This window comes from Dyella sp., from assembly GCF_035508675.1.
In the GTDB taxonomy this organism is placed as follows: Bacteria; Pseudomonadota; Gammaproteobacteria; order Xanthomonadales; family Rhodanobacteraceae; genus Dyella_B.
Genome location: NZ_DATJMN010000160.1, coordinates 1 through 20,747, shown reverse-complemented (window position 1 = coordinate 20,747; position 20,747 = coordinate 1). Strand labels below are relative to the sequence as shown.

Below are 20,747 nucleotides of genomic sequence, written 5' to 3'. Positions count from 1 at the left end.
CGGTTTGTCCGGCTTCGTGGATCAGGATAGCTTCATGGCACAAAGCGACCTGTTCGAGGACATGCCATGAACTCATGCATGCGCGCATGGACGACACTTATCTTGCTGCTGGCGACCATCGGGTACGCATCACCGTCGCGGGCGGAGGATGGCTACGAACTATGGCTGCGCTATCACCCCCTGCCCGCCACGCAGGCGGCACACTATCGCAGCGACGTTTCCGAACTCGTCGCCAGCGCTGCCACGCCCACCCAGGCCGCAACGCGTCGCGAATTGCAACGCGGACTGGATGGATTGCTTGGACAGCCGTTGCCGTTGTCCGATGAGGTTAGCCACGATGGCGCCCTCATCGTCGGCACGCCCCGCTCATCGGCGCTGATCGCGCGCCTGCGGCTGCCTATGCAAGACATCGGGAACGAAGGCTACGTGATACGCAGCGTTACGGTGAATGGGCATACCGCAACGGCCATCGCGGCCCAAACGGATGTCGGCGCGCTCTATGGCGCCTTCCACTTCCTGCGCCTGCTGCAAACCACACAGCCGGTCGAGCATCTGGACGTGCGCGAAACGCCGCGGGTGAAACTGCGCGTGCTCGATCACTGGGATTACTTGAACGGCCAGGTCGAGCGCGGCTATGCAGGCGCGTCGATCTGGGACTGGTGGAAGCTGCCGGATTGGCGCGCACCGCGCTATACCGATTATGCGCGCGCCAATGCCTCGATCGGCATCAACGGCACGGTGCTCAACAACGTCAACGCTGGCGCCACCATTCTTACGCCGGCGTATCTGCCCAAGGTGGCCGCACTGGCAGATGTCTTTCGCCCGTATGGCATCAAGGTTTATCTGAGCATCCGCTTCAGCGCGCCGATCGAGATCGGCGGATTGAAGACCGCCGACCCACTCGATCCGCAGGTGCAAGCCTGGTGGCGCGCCAAGGCGAATGAGATCTACCAGCTCATCCCGGATTTCGGCGGCTTCCTGGTCAAGGCCAATTCCGAAGGCCAGCCCGGTCCGGAGGACTACCACCGCACGCATGCCGAGGGCGCCAATATGCTCGCCGATGCGCTCGCGCCGCACGGCGGCGTGGTGATGTGGCGCGCATTCGTCTATTCGCAGAAAAATCCGGAAGACCGCGCCAAGCAGGCGTATGACGCGTTCAAGCCGCTCGATGGGCGTTTTCGCGCCAACGTGCTGGTGCAAGTCAAGAACGGCCCGATCGACTTTCAGCCGCGTGAGCCGTTCCATCCGCTCTTCGGCGCCATGCCGAAGACGTCGTTGATGATGGAGTTCGAAATCACCAAGGAATACCTGGGTTTCGCCACCCACCTGGTTTATCTGGGGCCATTGTTCGAGGAAGTGTTGTCGGCTGACACGATGACGCGCGGCAAAGGCTCCACCGTCGCCAAAGTGATCGACGGTTCGCTCGATGGCCGCGTCCTGACGGGCATGGCCGGTGACGCCAACATCGGTACCGACCGCAACTGGTGCGGCTCGGATTTCAACCAGGCCAACTGGTACGTGTTCGGGCGGCTAGCGTGGAACCCCATGCAATCCTCGCGCAACATCGCCGAAGACTGGGTGCGCATGACCTTCACCAACGATGCCGCGTTCGTCAAACCGGTGGTCGACATGATGATGGGCTCGCGCGAGGCCGCCGTGGATTACATGACACCGCTTGGCCTGGTGCATCTGATGGGGCCGGGCCACCATTACGGCCCCGCACCGTGGGATGCCAGCGAAACGGAAGCGGACTGGCGGCCGGTCTATTACCACCGCGCCGATGCGCACGGTATCGGCTTCGATCGCACCCGCAGCGGCAGTGATGCCGTTGCGCAATACGCACCACCGCTTGCCGCCGAGTTCAACGACATCACGCAGACGCCGGAGCGCTATCTGCTCTATTTCCACCACGTGCCGTGGAATTACCGCATGCGTTCCGGGCAAACGCTATGGTACGAACTGGTGGCGCATTACACGCACGGCGTGGAAAACGTAAAGCAAATGCAGGCGACCTGGCGCCGTTTGGATGGCTACATCGATGCAGAACGCTACCGCCAGGTTGCCGCCTTCCTCGCCATCCAGGCGAAGGAAGCACAATGGTGGCGGGATGCCTGCATCGCCTATTTCCGGAGCGTGTCCGGTTTGCCGCTGCCGCCAGGCTATGCACCGCCGCAGCACTCACTGCAGTATTACCAATCGCTGTCGTTTCCGTACGTGCCAGGGTTTTCGTCGTGGTGACGTGCTGGGATTTCATCCCAGCCTACGCCCTGCCAACTACTCGTAGTCCCATGTGTCATCGACCTTGGTGATCTTCCAGCGACCATCCTGCTTACGCAGAAACGCCAGCACATTGGTCTGATCCTTGGCGCCAAAGGTAACGGCGACCACTGCGACGTCTCCCAGCCTCATTGCGGAATGGACCTCCATATGCGTCGCCCATTCCTTCGGATCGTAATCTTGCACCTTGAGAAAATAGTCGACCCCGTGCGGCGGCCCCGCGTGACTGTATTGGTCCTTCAGCCTCTCGACGGTCTTGGCGGAGACGTAGTTGTAAATATCCTTTTGACGCAACGGATAAGTATTGTCGTTGTCGTTTTTGAAAAACCACTGATAGAACGACGTTACAGTAGCTTCCGGCGAGACAGGCACTTGCTGCGCATGCAATCGCGGAGGCAACAAGCCGAAACCAAGCAGCAACATGGCGATAAGGGGAGCGGCAAACCGGGGCATTTTTTCACCTCAGTAGTGGCGATAAATGACATAGGAAGGCTTCGCGTTCCAATGCGAAGACCCTGAATAGCTTCCATTGTGCAATTGTCGGTTGGACACAAACAAAAAGGCCCGGATCGCTCCGGGCCTTTTTATGAGACAAAAATCACTTCTTCTTCGGTATGTACAAGTCGGTAATGGTGCCTTCGTACACCTCGGCCGCCATGCCCACCGACTCACTCAACGTCGGATGCGGATGAATGGTCAAACCGATGTCCGCCGCTTCGGCGCCCATCTCGATGGCCAGCGCAATTTCCGAAATGAGATCGCCGGCGTGCGGGCCGACGATGGCGCCGCCGACCACGCGATGGGTTTCCTCGTCGAACAGCAGCTTGGTGAAGCCTTCGGTGCGTTCGATGCCGATGGCGCGGCCGCTGGCCACCCACGGGAATTTGCCCACGCCGATCTTCAGGCCCTTTTCCTTCGCTTCGCGCTCGGTGACGCCGACCCAGGCGATTTCCGGATCGGTGTAGGCCACGGAGGGAATCACGCGTGCATCGAAGTGACTCTTCATGCCGGCAACGACTTCGGCGGCTACCTTCGCTTCGTGCGTGGCCTTGTGCGCCAGCATCGGCTGGCCGACCAGGTCGCCGATGGCGAAGATGTGCGGCACGTTGGTGCGCATCTGCGTGTCGACGTTGATGAAGCCGCGTTCCGTCACCGCCACGCCGGCCTTGTCGGCACCGATCTTGTTGCCGTTTGCCGAGCGGCCCACAGCGACCAGCACGCGATCGAACACGGTGGTGGCCGGCATGCTTTCGCCTTCGTAGCTGACCTCGATGCCTTTCTTGGTGGCCTTGGCTTCCACCACCTTGGTCTTGAGGTGCACGCCCTTGAGCCTGCTGTTCAAACGCTTGGCGAGCGGCTTGATCAGGTCGGCATCCGAACCCGGGATGAGCTGGTCCATGAATTCGACGACGGTCACTTCGCTGCCGAGCGCGGCATACACCGTCGCCATTTCCAGACCGATGATGCCGCCGCCGACCACCAGCAGCTTGCCGGGAACGTCTTTCAGTTCCAGCGCACCGGTGGAATCCATGATGCGCTCGTCATCCCACGGGAACGCAGGCAGGCGCACCGCCTGCGAACCGGCAGCGATGATGGCGTATTCGAAACGCAGTAGCTTCTTGCCTTCGGCGGTGTCGATTTCCATCTCGTTCGGCGACACAAACGTGCCCACGCCCTGCACGGTGCGCACCTTGCGCTGCTTGGCCATGCCGGCGAGGCCGCCGGTGAGCTGGCCGACCACCTTGTTCTTGAAGCCGCGCAGCTTGTCGAGGTCGAGCTTGGGCTTGCCGAAGCTCACGCCGTGCGCGGCCATCGCCTCCGCTTCGTCGATCACGGCCGCGGCATGCAGCAGCGCCTTGGACGGAATGCAGCCGACGTTGAGGCATACGCCGCCAAGCGTGGCATAGCGTTCCACCAGCACGGTGTCGACGCCGAGGTCGGCGGCGCGGAAGGCGGCGGTATAGCCCCCAGGGCCGGAGCCGAGCACGACGAGTTTGCACTCGATGTCGGCCTTGCGGCCGGTGCTGCCGGCTGCTTGCGGAGCGGGCGCCGCGGCGGGCTTGGTAGCAACGGGGGCTGCGGCAGGCGCGGGCGCGGGAGCTGGCGCAGCGACGGGCGCTGGTGCCGCAGCCTTCGGCGCTTCCGCCTCGCTGGCCACTTCAAGAATGGCGATGACGGCACCTTCCGAAACCTCATCACCCACCTTCAACTTCATTTCCTTGATGACGCCGGCAGCGCTGGCGGGAATCTCCATCGTCGCCTTGTCCGACTCCAGCGTGATCAGGCTTTGTTCCTTCGCCACGCTGTCGCCGGCTTTCACCATCACTTCGATCACCGGCACGTTGTCGTGACCGCCGATGTCGGGGACTTTCAGTTCGATCGTATTGGCCATGGTCGAAAGTCTCCCCGTCAAAGCAGCAGGCGGCGGATGTCGCCGAGCTGGGTGGCGAGGAAGGACGCGAAGCGTGCGGCCAGGGCGCCGTCGATGACGCGGTGGTCGTAGCTGAGCGACAGCGGCAGGATCAGGCGCGGCGCGAATTCCTTGCCGTTCCACACCGGCTTGGTCTGCGCCTTGGACACGCCCAGGATCGCCACTTCCGGCGCATTGACGATCGGCGTGAACGCCGTGCCGCCGATGCCGCCGAGCGAGGAAATCGAGAAGCAGCCGCCGGACATGTCGTTCGGCCCGAGCTTCTTGTCGCGCGCCTTCTTGGAGATCTCGCCAAGTTCGACCGCCAGGTCCAGCAGGCCCTTCTTGTCGCAATCGCGGATCACCGGCACCACCAGGCCATCGGGCGTATCCACCGCAATGCCGATGTGGAAGTACTTCTTGAGGATGAGCTTCTCGCCCGCCGCATCCAGCGAGGCGTTGAACTGCGGGAATTTCTTCAGCGCCGCGACCACTGCCTTGATCTGGAACACCAGCGGGGTGATCTTCAGATCCTTGTTCTCTTCGCCGAGCTTCTTGCGGAAGGCTTCCAGTTCGGTGATGTCGGCGTCTTCATGCTGGGTGACGTGCGGGATCATCGCCCAGTTGCGGGCGAGGTTCTGGCCGGAAATCTTCTGGATGCGGGTGAGCGGCTTCTCTTCCACCGCGCCGAACTTGGCGAAGTCGACCTTCGGCCACGGCAGCAGGTTGAGACCGCCGCCGGCCGCCACCGTGCCGCCTTCCACCGGGCGCGCACCGGATGCCAGCGCATGCTTGACGTACGCGGCGACGTCTTCGCGCACGATACGGCCGCTGCGGCCGCTGCCTTTCACCTGGCGGATGTCGACGCCCAATTCGCGCGCAAAGGCGCGGATGGCCGGCGTGGCGTACGGCGCATCGCCCGGCATCACCAGCTTGGCATCGAATGGCGGGCGGGCCTGCGGCGCCACGTCGCCTTCCGGTGCATTGCCCGGCAGCACGCTGCGGCCGCCGAGCGGGGCGGGTTCTTCTTTCACTTGGGGTGCAGGGGCCGGCGCGGGTGCCGGTGCAGGCGCGGGGGCCCTCGCGGCGGGTTCTTCCACTTTGGCCGGAGCCGGCGCAGCAGCGCCGCTGGCTTCGATGATGGCGATCAGGGCGCCTTCGGACACCTCGTCGCCCAGCTTCACTTTCACTTCCTTCACCACGCCAGCGAAGGGCGCGGGCACTTCCATCGTGGCCTTGTCCGACTCCAGGGTGATGAGGCTTTGATCTTTCTCTACCGTGTCGCCGGGCTTGATCATCACCTCGATCACGGGCACATCGCTGTGACCGCCGATATCTGGGACGCGGGCTTCTTTAAGGTCGGCCATGATTTCTCCTGCGGGAACGAAGCGGCCACGCGGGGGAAGGCGGAGGTGGCCACAAGACGTTCATCATAGCAACCGGCACCCGTTCAGGACATGCCGAATGCGCCGGAACCGGCCATGCGCATACGTATGCGGCGTATTTGTCCTATTTAATTGACGGCTGGCCGGTGACGATATGAATCTCGCGCTGGGGAAAGGGAATGCTGATGCCTTCGGCCTCAAAGCTTTCCTTCACCGCGCGCAATAGATCCGTCTGCGCCGGCCAGAAATCATCCGTGCTGGTGTGGGCGCGCAACAGCAGATGCACGGCACTGTCCGCCAGGCTTTCGGTCCAGGCCGTGGGTGCCGGGCTTTTCAGGATGCGCGGATCGGCCGCGTACAAACCTTGCACGATCGCCAGTGCCTTGCCGATGTCCTCGTGGTAGCCAATGCCCACGTGCAGCTCGAAGCGACGCGTGCCGCGCCGGCTGAAGTTGATGATGGCGTCGGCGCCGATCTTGGCGTTGGGCACGACCGCCTCGCGGTTGTCCGCCAGCACCAGCTGGGTATGCATCAGGTTGATGCCCTCCACCGTCCCCTCGGCGCCACCGGCCTGGATGTAATCGCCGACCCTGAAAGGGCGGAATACGATCAGCAACACGCCCCAGGCCAGGTTGCTCAGCGAACCTTGCAAGGCCAGGCCGATGGCGAGACCACCCGCACCCAGCGCGGCCAGCAAGGGGGCACTGGGCACGCCCGCGGTCTGCAAGGCGATCACGATCAATACGGCGATCAGCACGCCGTACAGCAGATTGCGCATGAAGCCGCTGAGGGTCGGGTCGATGGCGGCGCGGTTCATCGCCCGCTGCATGAAATTGGCCAGCCGCCTGGCAAACCAGTTGCCAATCAGCAGCACCAGCAGCGCGCCGAGCAAGGCCGGCCCGTGCCGGGTGAAGAAGGCAAGCAGGTCGTCGCGGGAAACGCTTAGAAGACGCTCGAACATGGGCAATCCTTGGCAGATCGCTGCAAAGCCTAGCAGCCGGCCATGCTCCATGCATCGCAACCGGTGCATCGATGACTCTCAAAAAAATACCGAAAAAAAAGCCCGGCTGGGGAACCGGGCGCGTGACTGTCGCGTGCCTGGGAAGCACGGCTGGGGGTTGCTAGATGACTAGCGTTGGGCGTAACTCGCCTTGTCGGTACGATCCATGTTCAACTGGATCAACTGCAGGCGTTCGCCATCGGGCAGGCGGAACTGGAATTGCTGCTGCAGTTGTTGCAAGTGGCTGAGATGGGGGCACAACGCTTGAGCGCGCTGGCCGAGTTTTTCGGCCGGCTCCTGCACGGCCTTGTCGAGCGTGGCGTCCAGCGCATCGGTGCGGGCCTGCAGCGCCGCCAGCCGGCTCGAATCCCCGCTGAGTGCGTCTTTCACTACGTCTGCGGTGATGTTACTTACCAGGTCGCCGACGGTTTTCTGCAAGTTGTCGCCGAACCATTCGTCGTCATCGCCGGCTTTCCATATGCCGTGGCCGAGCGTACCGTCGATATGCTGCAAAGCTTCGCCACGCCGATCGCGCAATTCGCTCAGCAGGCGCGCACGCTCGTCGCCGCTTTCGGACAGCGTGGCGACTACGGTGGTCAGCGCGGAATAGCCGATGTCCACGCCATCACGTGCGATAGCCGTCACCGCGGGCACCAGTTCGCGCACTTGTTGCTCGTAATCACGCAGGCGACCGGCATCCGCCGCGGAGACGGTGATGTTCCGGCCATCCACGCGCAGCGTGCCGTCGTGCATGAAGATATTGGCGGGGTGACTGTCGCTGCGCGTCAACGCGATGCCGTTCGCTTCCACCTGCAGGTTGTAATCGCTTTCGAAGGAGCACGACAAATGATGCGCATGGCGATCCATGGCCTGTACGCCGCTGGCTGCAGCAAGCATGAGAACGGTTGCGAATGAAAGCATGTGACGACGCATGATGTATCCCTCCCCGCTATGCATGCCAATGAACCGTTGCGTGCTTGGATGCACGCCGATGCGCATAGGGTTTAACGTGCAGCCACCTGCACGCATGCGCCGTACGTCATTCCGTGCCATCGGTCATGGCCGGCCGCCATGACGATTGGCGCAGCGCACATAGGCAAATGCCCGGGAGCACGATAAGTTCGGCACTTGGATTGCGAATCAGGGGCCTGTCCATGCTATCCACCGATGTCATCATCGTCGGGACCGGTCTCTCCGGACTGGTTGCAGCAACCGAGCTGGCCGATGCCGGCCGGCGCGTGCTGATCGTCGAGCAGGAACCGGAGCAGAGCCTGGGTGGGCAGGCGTTCTGGTCGTTCGGTGGATTGTTCTTGGTGGATTCGCCGGAACAACGGCGAATGGGCGTACGCGATTCGCCTGCGCTGGCGCTGGCGGACTGGATGGGCAGCGCCGCCTTCGATCGCCCGGAAGACTATTGGCCGCGCAAGTGGGCCGAGGCGTATGTCGATTTTGCCGCCGGCGAAAAACGCGCCTGGCTGCACGCGATGGGCATGCGCTGGTTTCCGGTGGTGGGCTGGGCGGAGCGCGGCGGTTACGGTGCGATCGGCCATGGCAATTCCGTACCGCGCTTTCATGTCACCTGGGGTACCGGGCCGGGCGTGTTGGAGCCATTCGTGCGGCGCGCGCGCGAAGCGCAGAAAAAAGGCTTGCTGAACTTTGCCTTCCGCCACCGCGTGGACGGGCTGCTGGTGGAGAACGGCAACGTGGTCGGCGTGCACGGCGTGCGACTCGCCGACGACGGCATGGCACGTGGCAAGCCGAGTTCGCGCGACGTCATAGGCGATTTCCAGCTCCGCGCGCAGACGGTGATCGTCGCTTCCGGCGGCATCGGCGGCAATCACGAACTGGTGCGCAGGAACTGGCCGGAACGCCTAGGGCCACCGCCCTTGCACATGCTGTGCGGCGTGCCTGCGCACGTCGACGGACGCATGCTGGGCATCAGCGAAGCGGCCGGTGCGCGGCTGATTAATCGCGATCGCATGTGGCATTACGTGGAAGGCATCGAAAACTGGGACCCGATCTGGCCCATGCACGCGATACGCATCCTGCCCGGTCCCTCCTCGCTGTGGTTCGACGCGCGCGGCGATCGCCTGCCCGGTCCGCTGTGGCCCGGCTTCGACACCATGGGCACGCTGGAACACCTGCGCCGCACCGGTTTCGACTACAGCTGGTTCGTGCTCGACCAGCAAATCATCCGCCGCGAATTCGCGCTGTCCGGTTCCGAACAGAATCCCGATCTGACCGGCAAGAGCTGGCGGCAGGTGGCCAGGCGCGCCGTCGGCAAGCAGGCACCGGCGCCGGTGGAAGCCTTCAAGCGGCATGGCCGCGATTTCATCGTGCGCGACACGCTGGACGAGCTGGTCATCGGCATGAATGAACTCGCCGGCAGCCAGCTGCTGGACGTCGCCCGGCTGCGCGAACAGATCGAGGCGCGCGATCGGCAGTTCGAGCATCCCTTCGCAAAAGACGGCCAGGTCATGGCGATCCACAATGCGCGCCGCTATCGCGGCGACCGCCTGGTGCGCGTGGCCAAGCCGCATCGCATGCTCGACCCGGCCAATGGGCCATTGATTGCGGTGCGCTTGCACATTCTTACGCGCAAGACGCTGGGCGGCCTGGAAACCGATCTGCATGCGCGGGTGCTGGGACAGGACGGCCAGCCGTTGCGTGGCCTTTATGCAGCCGGCGAAGCGGCCGGCTTCGGTGGCGGTGGCCTGCACGGCTATCGTGCCTTGGAAGGCAGCTTTCTCGGCGGCTGCTTATTTTCGGGCCGCATCGCCGGACGCGCCGCCGCGGCTGCCGTCGCATGACGCCGCCACGCATTGCCATCTACGGCGCCGGCATGGTCGGCAATTATCTGGGCGGCCGGCTGCATGCGCATGCGCGCGTGCGCTTGATCGCCCGTCCGCCTATCGCAAGCAGCTTGAACGAACACGGGCTGACCGTCAGCGATCTGCATGGCTACCGTCAGTACATCCCGGCGGCGGCGCTCGACATCGCGACGCAGCCTGACGCTGCGCGGGACGCCACCGTGGTGCTGGTGACCGTGAAATCAGCATCAACCATGCAGGCCGCGCACGAACTGGCCGATGTGCTGGCACCCGGCACCTTGGTGATCAGCTTTCAGAATGGCTTGCGCAATACCGCGGACTTGCGCGCGGCACTGCCCAGCTGCCAGGTGCTGGCGGGCATGGTCCCGTTCAACGTTACCCAGCCGGAACCTGCGCACTTCCATCAGGCATCATCCGGCACCTTGGTGGTGGAGCGTTCGAAGGCGCTCGCGCCATCGCTACTCGCTGCGTTCGACGCCAGCGGCCTTCGCTTGCAGCAGCACGATGACATGCAGGCGGTGCTGTGGGCGAAGCTGCTGATCAACCTCAACAATCCGCTGAATGCGCTGAGCGGCTTGCCGCTGCGCGAAGAACTGGCCCAGCGCCCGTGGCGGCAATGCCTGGCGTTATTGCAACGCGAAGGCTTGCAGGTGTTGCAGGCGGCGGGGATTCGCCCCGCCCAGCTCACTGCGCTGCCGATGCACTGGCTGCCACGGGTGCTGTCCTTGCCCGATGCGCTGTTCCATCGTATCGCCGCGCGCATGCTGGCCATCGATCCATTGGCACGTTCCTCCATGTGGGACGACTTGCAGGCCGGCCGACGCACGGAAGTGGATTACTTCAATGGCGAGATTGTGACGCTGGCGAAATCGAAGGGCATGCGGGCGCGGATGAATGCGCACATCGTGGCGTTGATGCGGGAAGCGGAGCAATCGCATGTGCGCTGGGAAGGCCACGCGCTATTGAAAGCGCTGCGCGATGCCGGGAGCGTGGCCTAACGCGCCACATCCTCGATGTGTGCGATCTTGCCGCCCACTAAGGTGAAGGTGGTGATGCGGCCCTCGCGCTCATATTGCCACTGCTCGCCGTTGCCTTTTGCACTGCCTTTGTTTTTTGCGGACGACGCCTGCCTGGCGTGGTTTTTTTTGCCCTTGCTTGAGGAGAATGCCTTCGCACGCACGGAAGGCTCGCCCAACATTGCCTTGACGCGCGCAGCGCTGTCGCTCACCACCAGCACCTGGCTGCCCACGCGAATGCTTTGCAAGGCGTTGGCGCTGAAGCTGGCGGCCAGCAAGGCAAGCAAAAGATAACGGCGCATAACGGCTCCCTGTCGTTGATTATCCAAAACCGGCGCCGGGCTCGGCCATATAAACCAGTTCTTCCGGCGTGCTCGCTCGGTCAAGTAACGCGTTGCGATGCGGAAAACGACCGAACCGCGCAATCACCGCGGCGTGCCGGCGAGCATAGTCGAGATAGCCGGTGTACAGCTGGCGCTGCTCTGCCGGCGGGCTTTGACATAAGGCTTCGAACGCGGCGACGCTGCGCTGCTGGAGCGCGATGTCTTCGGCATGTTCGAGTGGCATGTAAGCGAAAACACGCTGGATGGGTGGCAACTGCCCGTCGAAACCTTCCTTGATGCCCCACAGTGCCAATTGTTGTGCATGAAGGTCTTGCGACCATGCACGTGCATTGTGGCGATAAAGATTACGCGGAAACTGATCCAGCACGATCAGCAGCGCCAACCATCCCGAGGGCGTATCTGCCCACTTCTCAAGCTTGCCTTGTGCCGCCTGTTGCACCGTGCCGGCAAAGCGCGTGCGGATGGCCGCATCGAACGCTGGATCGGACGCAAACCATGCGTCGCGGTGGTTTGCGTCGAACCAGAAGGCAAGTACCGCCAGCGCCTCGTGCGGCATAGCCAGGGTGGCCCCTAATGTCCGACGCCCAGGGCCTTGGCCATGCTGTGCATATCCAGATCGATGGAATGCAGGCGCGGCAGTTGGCGGTGAAGTTCGTCCTTCATGGCTGGGTCGCTGGTCCCCACGCGGGCAATGACTCGCTCGAACGAGCGCAGCAGGCTTTGCTCATGGCGGGCGAGCAGGCGGATCCAGGCGTCGTCGCTGCGCGGCACGAGGGCGTCGAAGCGATGGCGCACGGCGCCCAGCATGCGCCGCCGCGTGGCGGGAATGCCTTCGTGGCTGCGGATCTGTTGCTGCAATTCGGTGATGACCAGGCCCAGTGACTGCGCTTCTTCATCCAGCACGGTACGCAGCCCGGGTTCGCTCACCTGGGAGGCGGCATGGCGATAAAGCGCGCGCAGCTCGATGCTGCGGCGAATCAGGCCATTGCATAGCTGTTGAACCGCCAGCGACACCGGGTCGCCTCCTGTCTGCACGCGAATCTGGGATGGCAACCATGTTGCAGGACAAGCACTTAGCCGCGGATAAATCCATCTGTCATAGCAGGCTTTCGCTCAGCTGGCGTTTCATTGCCCGATCTGCACCAAGTCGAGTGGACGTCCATTGCTCGCGCGAATGCCTTGCTGCAGTTCGGCCAAGCGCTGGATGTCCGGGCAAAGCGCCTGGATATCCGGACGCAGCACCTGCAAGCGCCGCTGCAAGCGGGCCTGGAACCCGGTGGTGAGATCGGCAGCCTGGTCGCGCAAGGTGGCGGCCTGTTGCAGATCGCCGCTCATCGCGGCGCTGACGGCCTGCTGCCCCATGGCCGAGGCTATCAAGGGCGCGATGTCGCTGGCGATCTGGTTGGCGTATTGCTCGGCAGCATCGCCGTGCCAGTCGTGCGTACTCTGGCTGGCGGCCACGCGCTGATGCAGGTTCGCCGCATCGGCAGCCAGGCGCCGTTGCAGCTCGGCCCGGGTCGCGGCGTCAAGGCTGAGCCCGTCGGCCTCCTGCTGCACCGTTTGCACGGCCACATCGATGCCACGGTTGATGACGGTTTTCACCCGTGGCACCAGGGCGAGCAGTTCGCGCTGAAAGAGGGTCAGGCGATCCTGGTCTTCGGCGTTGAGCGGCACCTGCCGACCATTCGTCTGCAAGCTGCCGGCGGCGATCACCACGCTTGTCGGCGCGGGTTGGGTGCGATCGAAGACAAGCTGGCCTTGCCGCAAGCTGAGATCGTAACTGCTGGTGGCGTGGCAGACCTGGGACAGGTCTTGCGCATGCAGGTTGCCGGCAGCGAGCACGAGCATGCCTGCAGCAAGCAGGCGGTTGAAGCGCATGGCAGACATCTCCGTCGAACAAGGCCCGACAGCGATAAAGCGCAGAGGGATAACTGCGGCTGAATTGGGGTCTACGGGGGCTACGAACGCGGCCGGAATTGCAGGCGCACGGCAGGCTGCCCCAACTGCCACGCCAGCCACAGCAGCGCAGGCACCGAGACCGCCTGCAACCCCAATGCGATCAGCAGCGGACGCTTGAACCTATCCAACTGCTGCTGGATGGCGGCATCGTGGACCTGCGCCAGCGCCTGCCACTGGTGCCACAGCAGTACCCCGCGATAAGCGAGCCATACGCACAGCACCAGGGCAACGATACGCAGCACCGAACGCGCCCATGCCTGGCGCAGGATGCAGCCGGCCGTGGCGACGATCACCACGAACGCCGCGATGAAATAGCCGATGTCCCACTTCAGCATGTCATGCAGCTTTGCCGCGCTTTCCGTGTCACCCGCCGGCAGGCTCTGCAACGCTGCCCACATCTGCTGGGCGTGGCGCATGTATTGCGAACCGAGAAAGCCTGCCACCAGCAGGATGATCCAGGTCAGCATGCGCCACCACGCGAAACCAGGTTTGTTTCTGCGCAGGTCCAAGTCGAAACGGGAGATCAGCATCAGGCCGCGGCCTTCTTCATCGTGGTGAGATCGCTCAGGACTCGCGCAGCGTGGCCCTTCGGATCGACGTTGCGGTAGATCTTGGCGATCTTGCCGGTCGGATCGATCAGGAACGTCGTGCGCTTGGCAAAATGCAAACCGACCGCCGAGGTCAGTACACCATATTCGACCGCGATTTGATGGTTGGTGTCGGACAGCAGCGGAAAGGGAACGTGATACTTCGTCGCGAATTCGGCATGTGACTTGGTGTTGTCCGGGCTTACACCGACCACGTCCGCACCGGCCTGGCGCAACTTGGCGACTTCGTCGCGGAAGCTGCAAATGTCGGTGGTGCAACCGGGCGCGAAATCTTTCGGATAGAAATACACCACCAGCCAGTGCCCGTGGTAATCGGCGGGGCTGCGCCAGTGGCCGTTCTGATCCTGCAGGCGAAATGCCGGCGCTACCTGCCCGACTTGCGGATTGCCCTGTTGAACGGTGCCGGCCAATGTTGGAATCGACGACGAGCCCAGCAGGCCGATCATTGCAAGCAAGGTCAACCAACGGCGCATCAGCACGTCTCCCACGACAACGGTATGGGCGGAGTATACGCGCCGCATCCATAAGCGAAAGGCGCCCTTCGGCGCCTTTCGTGTGCCGGGTTTCATCCGGACTTAGCGATGGATGGGCTCGATATCGAACTTGTCGACGGCCACACCAAGATTGACACCCTCACCGGTACCCGACAAAGCGATGGAAGTAGTGCCCTTGGTCAGCACCTGGGCGGTACCGCTGCGGACCACGCCGGCGGAAGCGCCGGCTTGGGCGTAGCTGCCGTAGACGTCCTTGATGCTGTAGACATTGCTGATGTCGCCATGGCCGCTGACGTGGAATTTGCCTGCGGTCAGTCCACCACCATGCATGTTGATGCTGACCCTGGCCGATTCACCGTTGTCACAGCGGATATCGCCACGCCCTTCGGCATGCTGATAGATCGCCGACCAACCGGACAGGCTATAGGTCAAATGGCATTTCACCGGGGCTTTGGCCGCCTGGGCCGACGTGGTGGGAAGGCCCGTCAGGGCACCGGCACAAAGCAGCACGGCAGCAGTCAATCCAAAGGTACGCTTGCTCATAGAGGTCTCCTTGACACGGGCATGGATCAGCCATGCCATGGTGAGAGTGTGGAATCGAAAAACTGAATAGATCGCCAAGAACGACCGGCGCCGTTCAGTGTCCGAAGGCTGTCGTGAGGCGAGCGTGCAGGACGGCTGCTGTTGTTTCTTCACACTTGATGCTTAACTAACAGCGCGTCGCGCAGACTGGCGTCGTGCGCTTTTTGACACGGAGCACACATGCCCAAGTATTCGTTGGTCGGTTACGACAGTTCGGAAACCTCGCAACGGGCTTTCCGCTTCGCGATGGAGCTGGCGCGCGCCTGCAAGGGCCGGGTACGGGTCGTATCGGTGCTGCAGGTCACACAGGGCGGGGCCGATGCCTGCGCGCTGATGATGACCGACTCGGCCACCGAACGAACCCGCGAAACGCTGCAGGAGCTACGCGCGCTCGACCCGGACACCGATGCGCTGGTGGACCTGGAAATCACCCACGGCAGTCCGGGTGACGCGCTGCTCAACCAGGTCCGGCAGCATCCCATCGATCACATCGTGATCGGCCATACCGACCGCGGTGCGCTCGGCCGCTGGCTGTTGGGCTCGGTGTCGGGGGACGTGCTGGCCGGCGCCCACGTACCTGTTACCGTGGTGCGGTGAGGGTGATGCTGACGGGAGTCGTCAATCGGGAATAGCTAAAGGAGGTGGTCGCCCGCAAGCTTGCCCGGTCTTGCCTCTTACGATTTCCGCTTGACGATTCCCGATTCCCGATTCCCGCGCCTAGCCCCACCCACAAAGCTGGCATTAATCCGGTCCAGCGTTCACCATTTATGCTGTTGTCCCCGATCTGTCACAGATCGAAGGCCTTTATTTTGTACAGGAACCACCACGTGGACTACAGCGCTGTCCTGCCCTGGACTCTGGAAAGTCTGAATTTTTCCGAGATCGACATGGCGCGCGTGCGCCACAACGAACATCTGTTCCTGCTGCTGTGCAGTGCATCGTTCGTGGAAAGCGGCTCGGATCTCTACACCAGCAACCTGATTGAACATTTCGACGGTGACCTGGAACTGCAGGCCTGGCTGCGCGAGCACTGGGAGCACGAGGAACTGCAGCATGGCCGCGCCCTTGCCGCCTATGTGCGCCATGTGTGGCCGGAGTTCGACTGGGATGCCGGCTTCCAGGCGTTCTGGAAAGACTACGGTGCGTTGTGCACCAACGAGCAGCTGGAAAGCTCCCGCGGCCTGGAACTGGCCGCACGCTGCGTGGTGGAGACCGGCACTGCCAGCCTGTACCGCGCCTTGAACGATATCGTTGACGAGCCCGTACTCAAGCAGCTCACCAGTCACATCAAGAGCGACGAAGTACGCCACTACAAGCACTTCTACCAGCACTTCCAGCGCTACCGCGAGCAGGAACGGCTGGGCCGCTACAAGGTGTTCCGCGCGATCCTCCGGCGCGTCAACGAGATCCGCAACGAGGACAGCGACATCGCCCTGCGCCATGTCTTCAACCAGTGCTATCCGCAATACAAGGACGACCAGGCGCAGTTCCAGAAAGTGACCGGGCCCGCGCAGTCGCTCCTGCGGCGCCATATCCCCGCGGAGATGACGGTGAAGATGCTGCTCAAGCCACTGGCTCTCCCCCCGCGACTGCAACAGGCACTGGAAAAACCGCTGGCACGTATCAGCGAGCGCCTGTTCCTGCGACAGTGAAGCCAGCTTAAACCGCCTACGCCGCTGCGTTGGTGGTGAGGCGTAGCCGAACCCCAACATTGCCATGCGGAAAGCGACGTTGGGGTTCGGCTACGCCTCACTGCCAACCTACACAAGCCTACACAAGCTTCCTGACAGGCGCAGCCTCGCTCCGACTCTGCCTGAGTCCGGAGCACCTATCTACGCACTGCTGCCGGCAGCGCAGGCGCGGAGCCGCCACGCTCGCGCGGCACGCTATCCATGTGGCGCGGGCCATCTTTCTCCAGCTTGAACCGCGCCAGGTCGACCGGGCGAATCTGCTTGATCACGCAAGGAATGTACGGCCGTCCGGTCAGCACCTTGTCGAAACCGGTCTGCACCTCACTGGCGAAGCTGGTCAGGCCGATGAAATTGGTGAAGGTAAGGTTGTTGCACGGCCACACGTCGAGCAGATAGGCCCGGCTGGGCAGCGTATAGACCACCAGCTGCGTATCGCTGAGCGGCTCCCACGAGTAGATCTGCGCACCCATGATCAAACGGAAACTGCGTACCGGCGCACCGGCCGCGGCGTTATACGCCCGCTGGCGCTGCTGCAGGCGCTGCGCGTACGGCACCGATTCGCAACCCGCCAGCAACATGCCAAGACATACGAGAGCCAGCATGCAAAACCGCGACATGACACCTGCCTCCTCGATCGGGATAAGCGCCATAACGCGCAAGCGTATCTGCGATGCACGAGTAGCGCGTGTTTTAGTCAGCCGCCCTTAGCTTGGAACGATCTACACCCGGGCGCAACTCTCTCTATGCAGGTCGCCGAAAAAACCAACGCATGACCGCAAGATCATGGCTCGCCACATCAACTTCCGGACAAAAGACATTCTATCAGTGCCGTCGTAGATCGCCCGCTTTGCCACATTGACGATGAAGCAGGGTAGATAAATATGTAACGCCAATTGCACTGCCTCCAAGTGCACTCTTTCCTCCGCGTTGCTAGAGCTTGATGACTTTCGCGTTCTTCACGAACTTGCATAGCAGATCAGAAAAACCGGAAGAAACGAAGCAAGGGACTCGCATGGGGAACGGAATGTCGCTCGCCGAGCGCGAACATTACGGGATAAATCATCGACTCAAGCGATAACCCTTACAGCGAATAGCCCTTCAAGCAGCAACATCCGTCGTAAGTGATGTTGCGCGGTAGACGACCACCGCCCGACAACCGCCAATGATCGGGACAAGACACGACAAGGATTTCTCGCCATGAAGCATATTGATCTCACTTCCATGAACGCGCTCGCCCTGAGTATCGCCATAGCCAACGCATACAGCGCAACGAACTCATCCGGCGAGCATCAACGGCCGAACAAAAGATATCACTCATGCCATCAGCGAAAGGTCGACCAGCTACGGTTGCCCCAGCGACTTCATGACAATGGCCGATCTGGCGCGAGTCAGTGCCTTGGTTACCGCAGGGGATATTGCCGACGCGAAACCGCGCTTCATCGCTATAAGCGGCTGAGCACAAAGCACATGCACCGACAGCAAGATCATCGTGGTGTCGTATTCGATATGCCGTCCTCGCGCGCCCTCATCGCCCGATGTCCAACTCGTGACCTGGAGGGCCTGCCAAGAAGCACTGAGCCACCCCCAGGTCCCTCGGATGCCACCCTGATGTGAATCCCCACCTTGAACAACGCATCTCCTGAAAAGCGCCCTGCTTTCGGCCCCGCTAACAGGATGCTCCCGATAAGCTGAAGTTTTTTAAGAGCAATGAACGCCTTACGTATTTTCATTTCACTATTTTTTAAAAATAGTCGTCAATACCTTATAGGCAACGCCATAAAGGCGTAATAAACCAGCCATCATGGGAACCTTTAAAAATACTTCTTACAATATTTATTTGCCTGTAATGGCATGGCGCTTTTAAAAGCCACCATATTGGCAATTTTCACTAGTAGGCCCTTCAAGGAGTTTAAATGAAACGCATCAAGACCAAGACTGTATTTTCGTTCGCCTTTATCAGCTGCCTTGCAGTCGCAAGCACGGCTAACGCCACCACTGTTGGTGGCGGAACCATCAGTTTTACGGGCATAGTCACCGACCATACGTGCAAGATTGAAGGCGGTGCCGGAACGGATAATGGAACAGATAACTTTACCGTTGAATTGGATCCCGTAAAAGACTCGGACCTGACCCCAGGCATATCTCTTAAACGCCATGATTTCAACATCGTTATCACAGGAGAAGATGGCGGCCACTGTGCTGACGGAAAAGTACTCTACATGTCCTTCAAGCCAGGTAGAACAGTAAACGGGCTTACCGGAAACCTGTCTAATATGCTTAGCGACGAATCTACCAATGTGGAAATTCAGCTACTCAAGAAAGACGGAACGCCCATCGACCTACGCAATGAAGAGAGCGGCAAGCAGTCAGTGACCATGGCGAATCATATTGGTATATTGGACTACGCAGCGCAATACCACAGCCTTGGTGATGTCACCCCAGGCCTTATTGAAACTTCTATTGTCTACCACGTTGTCTACAACTGACGATGCGGCTGCACTTTGTCGGCGGCGATCTCGCCGCCGACGCCTAAAAATTTCCTGAGATGATCCATGATTAATCTATGGCGCCAAGCGTTGCCGATCATTTTTTTATTAGCCTGCTTTTCTTCTGGCGATAGCGTAGCAAGCATCATTATAAGCGGGACACGCGTCATTTACCCTTCAGAATCCAAGGAAGTCGTGGTGCAGCTTTCAAATAGTGGCACCAAGCCAGTGCTGGTGCAGGCATGGATAGGGCGAGAGCATGACGATGTGACGCCGGAGAAAGCCAAGGCGCCCTTTATGCTTACGCCGCCCATTTTTCGCGTGGACCCCGGTAAGGGACAGGCCATTCGCGTGCGATACACCGGGGAGCCCTTGCCGACGGACAAGGAAACGTTATTTTCCTTCAACGTACTCGAAGTGCCACCCAAAGCCAAGGCTAGCGAAGGACGCGCTCTTCTGGAATTCGCTTTTCTCACCCAGATCAAATTGATCTTTCGACCAGCGGCTTTACCGGGCACCGCATCCGCTGCCTTTGATCAGATGACATGGAAGCTTGTACCGGGCGCTGACGGCAAGGGGATCGCGTTGCAGGTGAGCAATCCAACGCCTTATTACGTCAACTTTGCGCATGTAGGTCTCAAGGTCGGTGAGCGGCGCTACCTCGAACAGGGTGGCATGGTGGCTCCTGCTGCGACATCGACTTTCCAGATCACAAAGCTGACGGACGCTCCTGGCGAGGGTGCGAAGGCAACGTTCGACACTATCAACGACTATGGCGCGATCGCCGCGCACGAAAAACCGTTAAGTCCATAACCATCATTCCATTTATTAGCGCTCGTATCTGGATTGCTTGAGGCATCTGGAGCGGTGCCGCGCCAGGAGAATATGCATGTCGGCCAGGATGATAATGATGCAGGGACAGCATTTAGCGCCACTTCTATGGCAGCGTGCGTTGTTGCCAACCCTGATTCTTAGTGGATTGACCTCGGTTGCCTATGCGCCCGATCTGGCTGCCAAGGCCGATCCAGTGGCGATTGAACCAACAGCAACGGCCGATCCCGCCGAAGCGGTCAATTTCGACTCCAGCTTCTTTTCGACTGACACAAGCGCCAAGGTCGATCTATCCCGTTTCGAAAAAGGTAATGTCGCCCTGCCAGGCACCTACTTTAGCGACGTACGCGTCAACAATGCATGGCGGGCTCGTGCCGATTTGGTCTTTGCCGATATCCCCGGCTTGACGGGTGCGCAACCCTGCTTTGACGCGGCCACGTTGACGCAGTTTGGCGTCGATCTGAAAAAGGTCGCTGCTACCACCGAAAACCCGCCGCGCAAGGCAATGCCTGCCGGTCAGTTTTGCGGTCTCTTGGGCGACTATGTGCCGGGTGCCACAGCGTCGTTCGACGTGGGCCGGCAAGAACTGTCGTTGCTCGTGCCGCAGATCTATATCAATGCGGCGGCGCGTGGCTATGTAGATCCCTCACAGTGGGATGCCGGTATCAATGCGGCAGTGCTGGGCTATAACACGAATCTGTACCGATCAATGTCACGTGGACAGGACCAGACGCATGTCTACGTTGGCCTCAATGCCTCGATGAAATTGGGTTCGTGGCATGCTTATACGCTGGGTTCGCTCAACTGGAATGAAGGCAGCGGGAAGCGTTACC

General features: G+C 61.3%; 21 protein-coding genes. 8 read left to right on the top strand and 13 right to left on the bottom strand.

All coding sequences use genetic code 11. The features are described from left to right. Nucleotides 1-66 precede the first annotated feature (66 nt). A complete protein-coding gene (locus VMA74_RS08865; protein WP_325366276.1) occupies nucleotides 67-2,238 on the top strand; it encodes an alpha-glucuronidase family glycosyl hydrolase in 2,172 nt (723 codons plus the stop codon). 36 nt (nucleotides 2,239-2,274) lie between these two features. Here VMA74_RS08865 and VMA74_RS08860 read toward each other — a convergent pair whose 3' ends face one another. The 5 genes from VMA74_RS08860 to VMA74_RS08840 form a co-directional block, all read right to left on the bottom strand. Next, nucleotides 2,275-2,730, bottom strand: a complete 456-nt coding sequence (locus VMA74_RS08860; RefSeq protein ID WP_325366275.1) for a DUF3828 domain-containing protein — start codon at nucleotides 2,728-2,730, stop codon at nucleotides 2,275-2,277. Between the two features lie 145 nt (nucleotides 2,731-2,875). Beyond that, on the bottom strand, nucleotides 2,876-4,669 hold the full coding sequence (lpdA, locus tag VMA74_RS08855; RefSeq protein WP_325366274.1) for a dihydrolipoyl dehydrogenase: 1,794 nt from the start codon (nucleotides 4,667-4,669) through the stop codon (nucleotides 2,876-2,878). A gap of 17 nt (nucleotides 4,670-4,686) precedes the next feature. Beyond that, the gene (aceF, locus tag VMA74_RS08850; protein ID WP_325366273.1) at nucleotides 4,687-6,054 is read right to left on the bottom strand and encodes a dihydrolipoyllysine-residue acetyltransferase; all 1,368 of its coding nucleotides are present in this window, start codon (nucleotides 6,052-6,054) and stop codon (nucleotides 4,687-4,689) included. A gap of 142 nt (nucleotides 6,055-6,196) precedes the next feature. Then, nucleotides 6,197-7,033, bottom strand: coding sequence for a mechanosensitive ion channel family protein (locus VMA74_RS08845; RefSeq protein WP_325366272.1), 837 nt, complete (start codon nucleotides 7,031-7,033; stop codon nucleotides 6,197-6,199). Nucleotides 7,034-7,201: 168 nt separating this feature from the next. Continuing rightward, the gene (locus VMA74_RS08840) at nucleotides 7,202-7,993 is read right to left on the bottom strand and encodes a DUF2884 family protein (protein WP_325366271.1); all 792 of its coding nucleotides are present in this window, start codon (nucleotides 7,991-7,993) and stop codon (nucleotides 7,202-7,204) included. 233 nt (nucleotides 7,994-8,226) lie between these two features. Here VMA74_RS08840 and VMA74_RS08835 point away from each other — a divergent pair, with 233 nt between their 5' ends. Both VMA74_RS08835 and VMA74_RS08830 read left to right on the top strand, forming a co-directional pair. Continuing rightward, nucleotides 8,227-9,882 (top strand): FAD-binding dehydrogenase, encoded by a 1,656-nt coding sequence (locus VMA74_RS08835; RefSeq protein WP_325366270.1) that lies wholly within the window; start codon nucleotides 8,227-8,229, stop codon nucleotides 9,880-9,882. Next, entirely contained in the window at nucleotides 9,879-10,901 is a 1,023-nt protein-coding gene (locus VMA74_RS08830; protein ID WP_325366269.1) for a 2-dehydropantoate 2-reductase, read from the top strand. Before VMA74_RS08835 ends, VMA74_RS08830 begins: the two co-directional genes overlap by 4 nt. On the opposite strand, the gene VMA74_RS08825 is transcribed toward VMA74_RS08830, so the two are convergent. The 7 genes from VMA74_RS08825 to VMA74_RS08795 form a co-directional block, all read right to left on the bottom strand. Continuing rightward, nucleotides 10,898-11,221, bottom strand: coding sequence for a hypothetical protein (locus VMA74_RS08825; protein WP_325366268.1), 324 nt, complete (start codon nucleotides 11,219-11,221; stop codon nucleotides 10,898-10,900). The two genes, VMA74_RS08830 and VMA74_RS08825, sit on opposite strands and share 4 nt — an antisense overlap. Before the next feature lie 19 nt (nucleotides 11,222-11,240). Next, the gene (locus VMA74_RS08820; RefSeq protein WP_325366267.1) at nucleotides 11,241-11,819 is read right to left on the bottom strand and encodes a DUF924 family protein; all 579 of its coding nucleotides are present in this window, start codon (nucleotides 11,817-11,819) and stop codon (nucleotides 11,241-11,243) included. Nucleotides 11,820-11,833: 14 nt separating this feature from the next. Then, nucleotides 11,834-12,277, bottom strand: coding sequence for a PA2169 family four-helix-bundle protein (locus tag VMA74_RS08815; protein ID WP_325366266.1), 444 nt, complete (start codon nucleotides 12,275-12,277; stop codon nucleotides 11,834-11,836). Nucleotides 12,278-12,388: 111 nt separating this feature from the next. Continuing rightward, a complete protein-coding gene (locus tag VMA74_RS08810) occupies nucleotides 12,389-13,141 on the bottom strand; it encodes a DUF2884 family protein (RefSeq protein ID WP_325366265.1) in 753 nt (250 codons plus the stop codon). A gap of 80 nt (nucleotides 13,142-13,221) precedes the next feature. Then, nucleotides 13,222-13,752: a hypothetical protein gene (locus VMA74_RS08805; protein ID WP_325366264.1), complete on the bottom strand. Its 531-nt coding sequence runs from the start codon at nucleotides 13,750-13,752 to the stop codon at nucleotides 13,222-13,224. After that, nucleotides 13,752-14,303 (bottom strand): peroxiredoxin, encoded by a 552-nt coding sequence (locus VMA74_RS08800; RefSeq protein ID WP_325366263.1) that lies wholly within the window; start codon nucleotides 14,301-14,303, stop codon nucleotides 13,752-13,754. The genes VMA74_RS08805 and VMA74_RS08800 overlap by 1 nt, the downstream gene beginning before the upstream one ends. A gap of 102 nt (nucleotides 14,304-14,405) precedes the next feature. Then, nucleotides 14,406-14,867, bottom strand: coding sequence for a hypothetical protein (locus VMA74_RS08795; RefSeq protein ID WP_325366262.1), 462 nt, complete (start codon nucleotides 14,865-14,867; stop codon nucleotides 14,406-14,408). Between the two features lie 219 nt (nucleotides 14,868-15,086). Between VMA74_RS08795 and VMA74_RS08790 the strand changes: the two genes are divergently transcribed. Continuing rightward, the gene (locus tag VMA74_RS08790; RefSeq protein WP_325366261.1) at nucleotides 15,087-15,503 is read left to right on the top strand and encodes a universal stress protein; all 417 of its coding nucleotides are present in this window, start codon (nucleotides 15,087-15,089) and stop codon (nucleotides 15,501-15,503) included. 290 nt (nucleotides 15,504-15,793) lie between these two features. Next, complete coding sequence (locus VMA74_RS08785; protein ID WP_414649584.1) at nucleotides 15,794-16,558, top strand: ferritin-like domain-containing protein; 765 nt, start codon at nucleotides 15,794-15,796, stop codon at nucleotides 16,556-16,558. 176 nt (nucleotides 16,559-16,734) lie between these two features. On the opposite strand, the gene VMA74_RS08780 is transcribed toward VMA74_RS08785, so the two are convergent. Continuing rightward, nucleotides 16,735-17,214 (bottom strand): DUF6491 family protein, encoded by a 480-nt coding sequence (locus VMA74_RS08780; RefSeq protein WP_325366259.1) that lies wholly within the window; start codon nucleotides 17,212-17,214, stop codon nucleotides 16,735-16,737. A gap of 1,296 nt (nucleotides 17,215-18,510) precedes the next feature. Between VMA74_RS08780 and VMA74_RS08775 the strand changes: the two genes are divergently transcribed. The 3 genes from VMA74_RS08775 to VMA74_RS08765 form a co-directional block, all read left to right on the top strand. Next, on the top strand, nucleotides 18,511-19,083 hold the full coding sequence (locus tag VMA74_RS08775; RefSeq protein ID WP_325366258.1) for a fimbrial protein: 573 nt from the start codon (nucleotides 18,511-18,513) through the stop codon (nucleotides 19,081-19,083). A gap of 66 nt (nucleotides 19,084-19,149) precedes the next feature. Further along, nucleotides 19,150-19,896, top strand: a complete 747-nt coding sequence (locus VMA74_RS08770; protein WP_325366257.1) for a fimbria/pilus periplasmic chaperone — start codon at nucleotides 19,150-19,152, stop codon at nucleotides 19,894-19,896. Nucleotides 19,897-19,972: 76 nt separating this feature from the next. Beyond that, the coding region (locus VMA74_RS08765) for a FimD/PapC N-terminal domain-containing protein (RefSeq protein WP_325366256.1) at nucleotides 19,973-20,747 on the top strand (775 nt) is incomplete at its 3' end.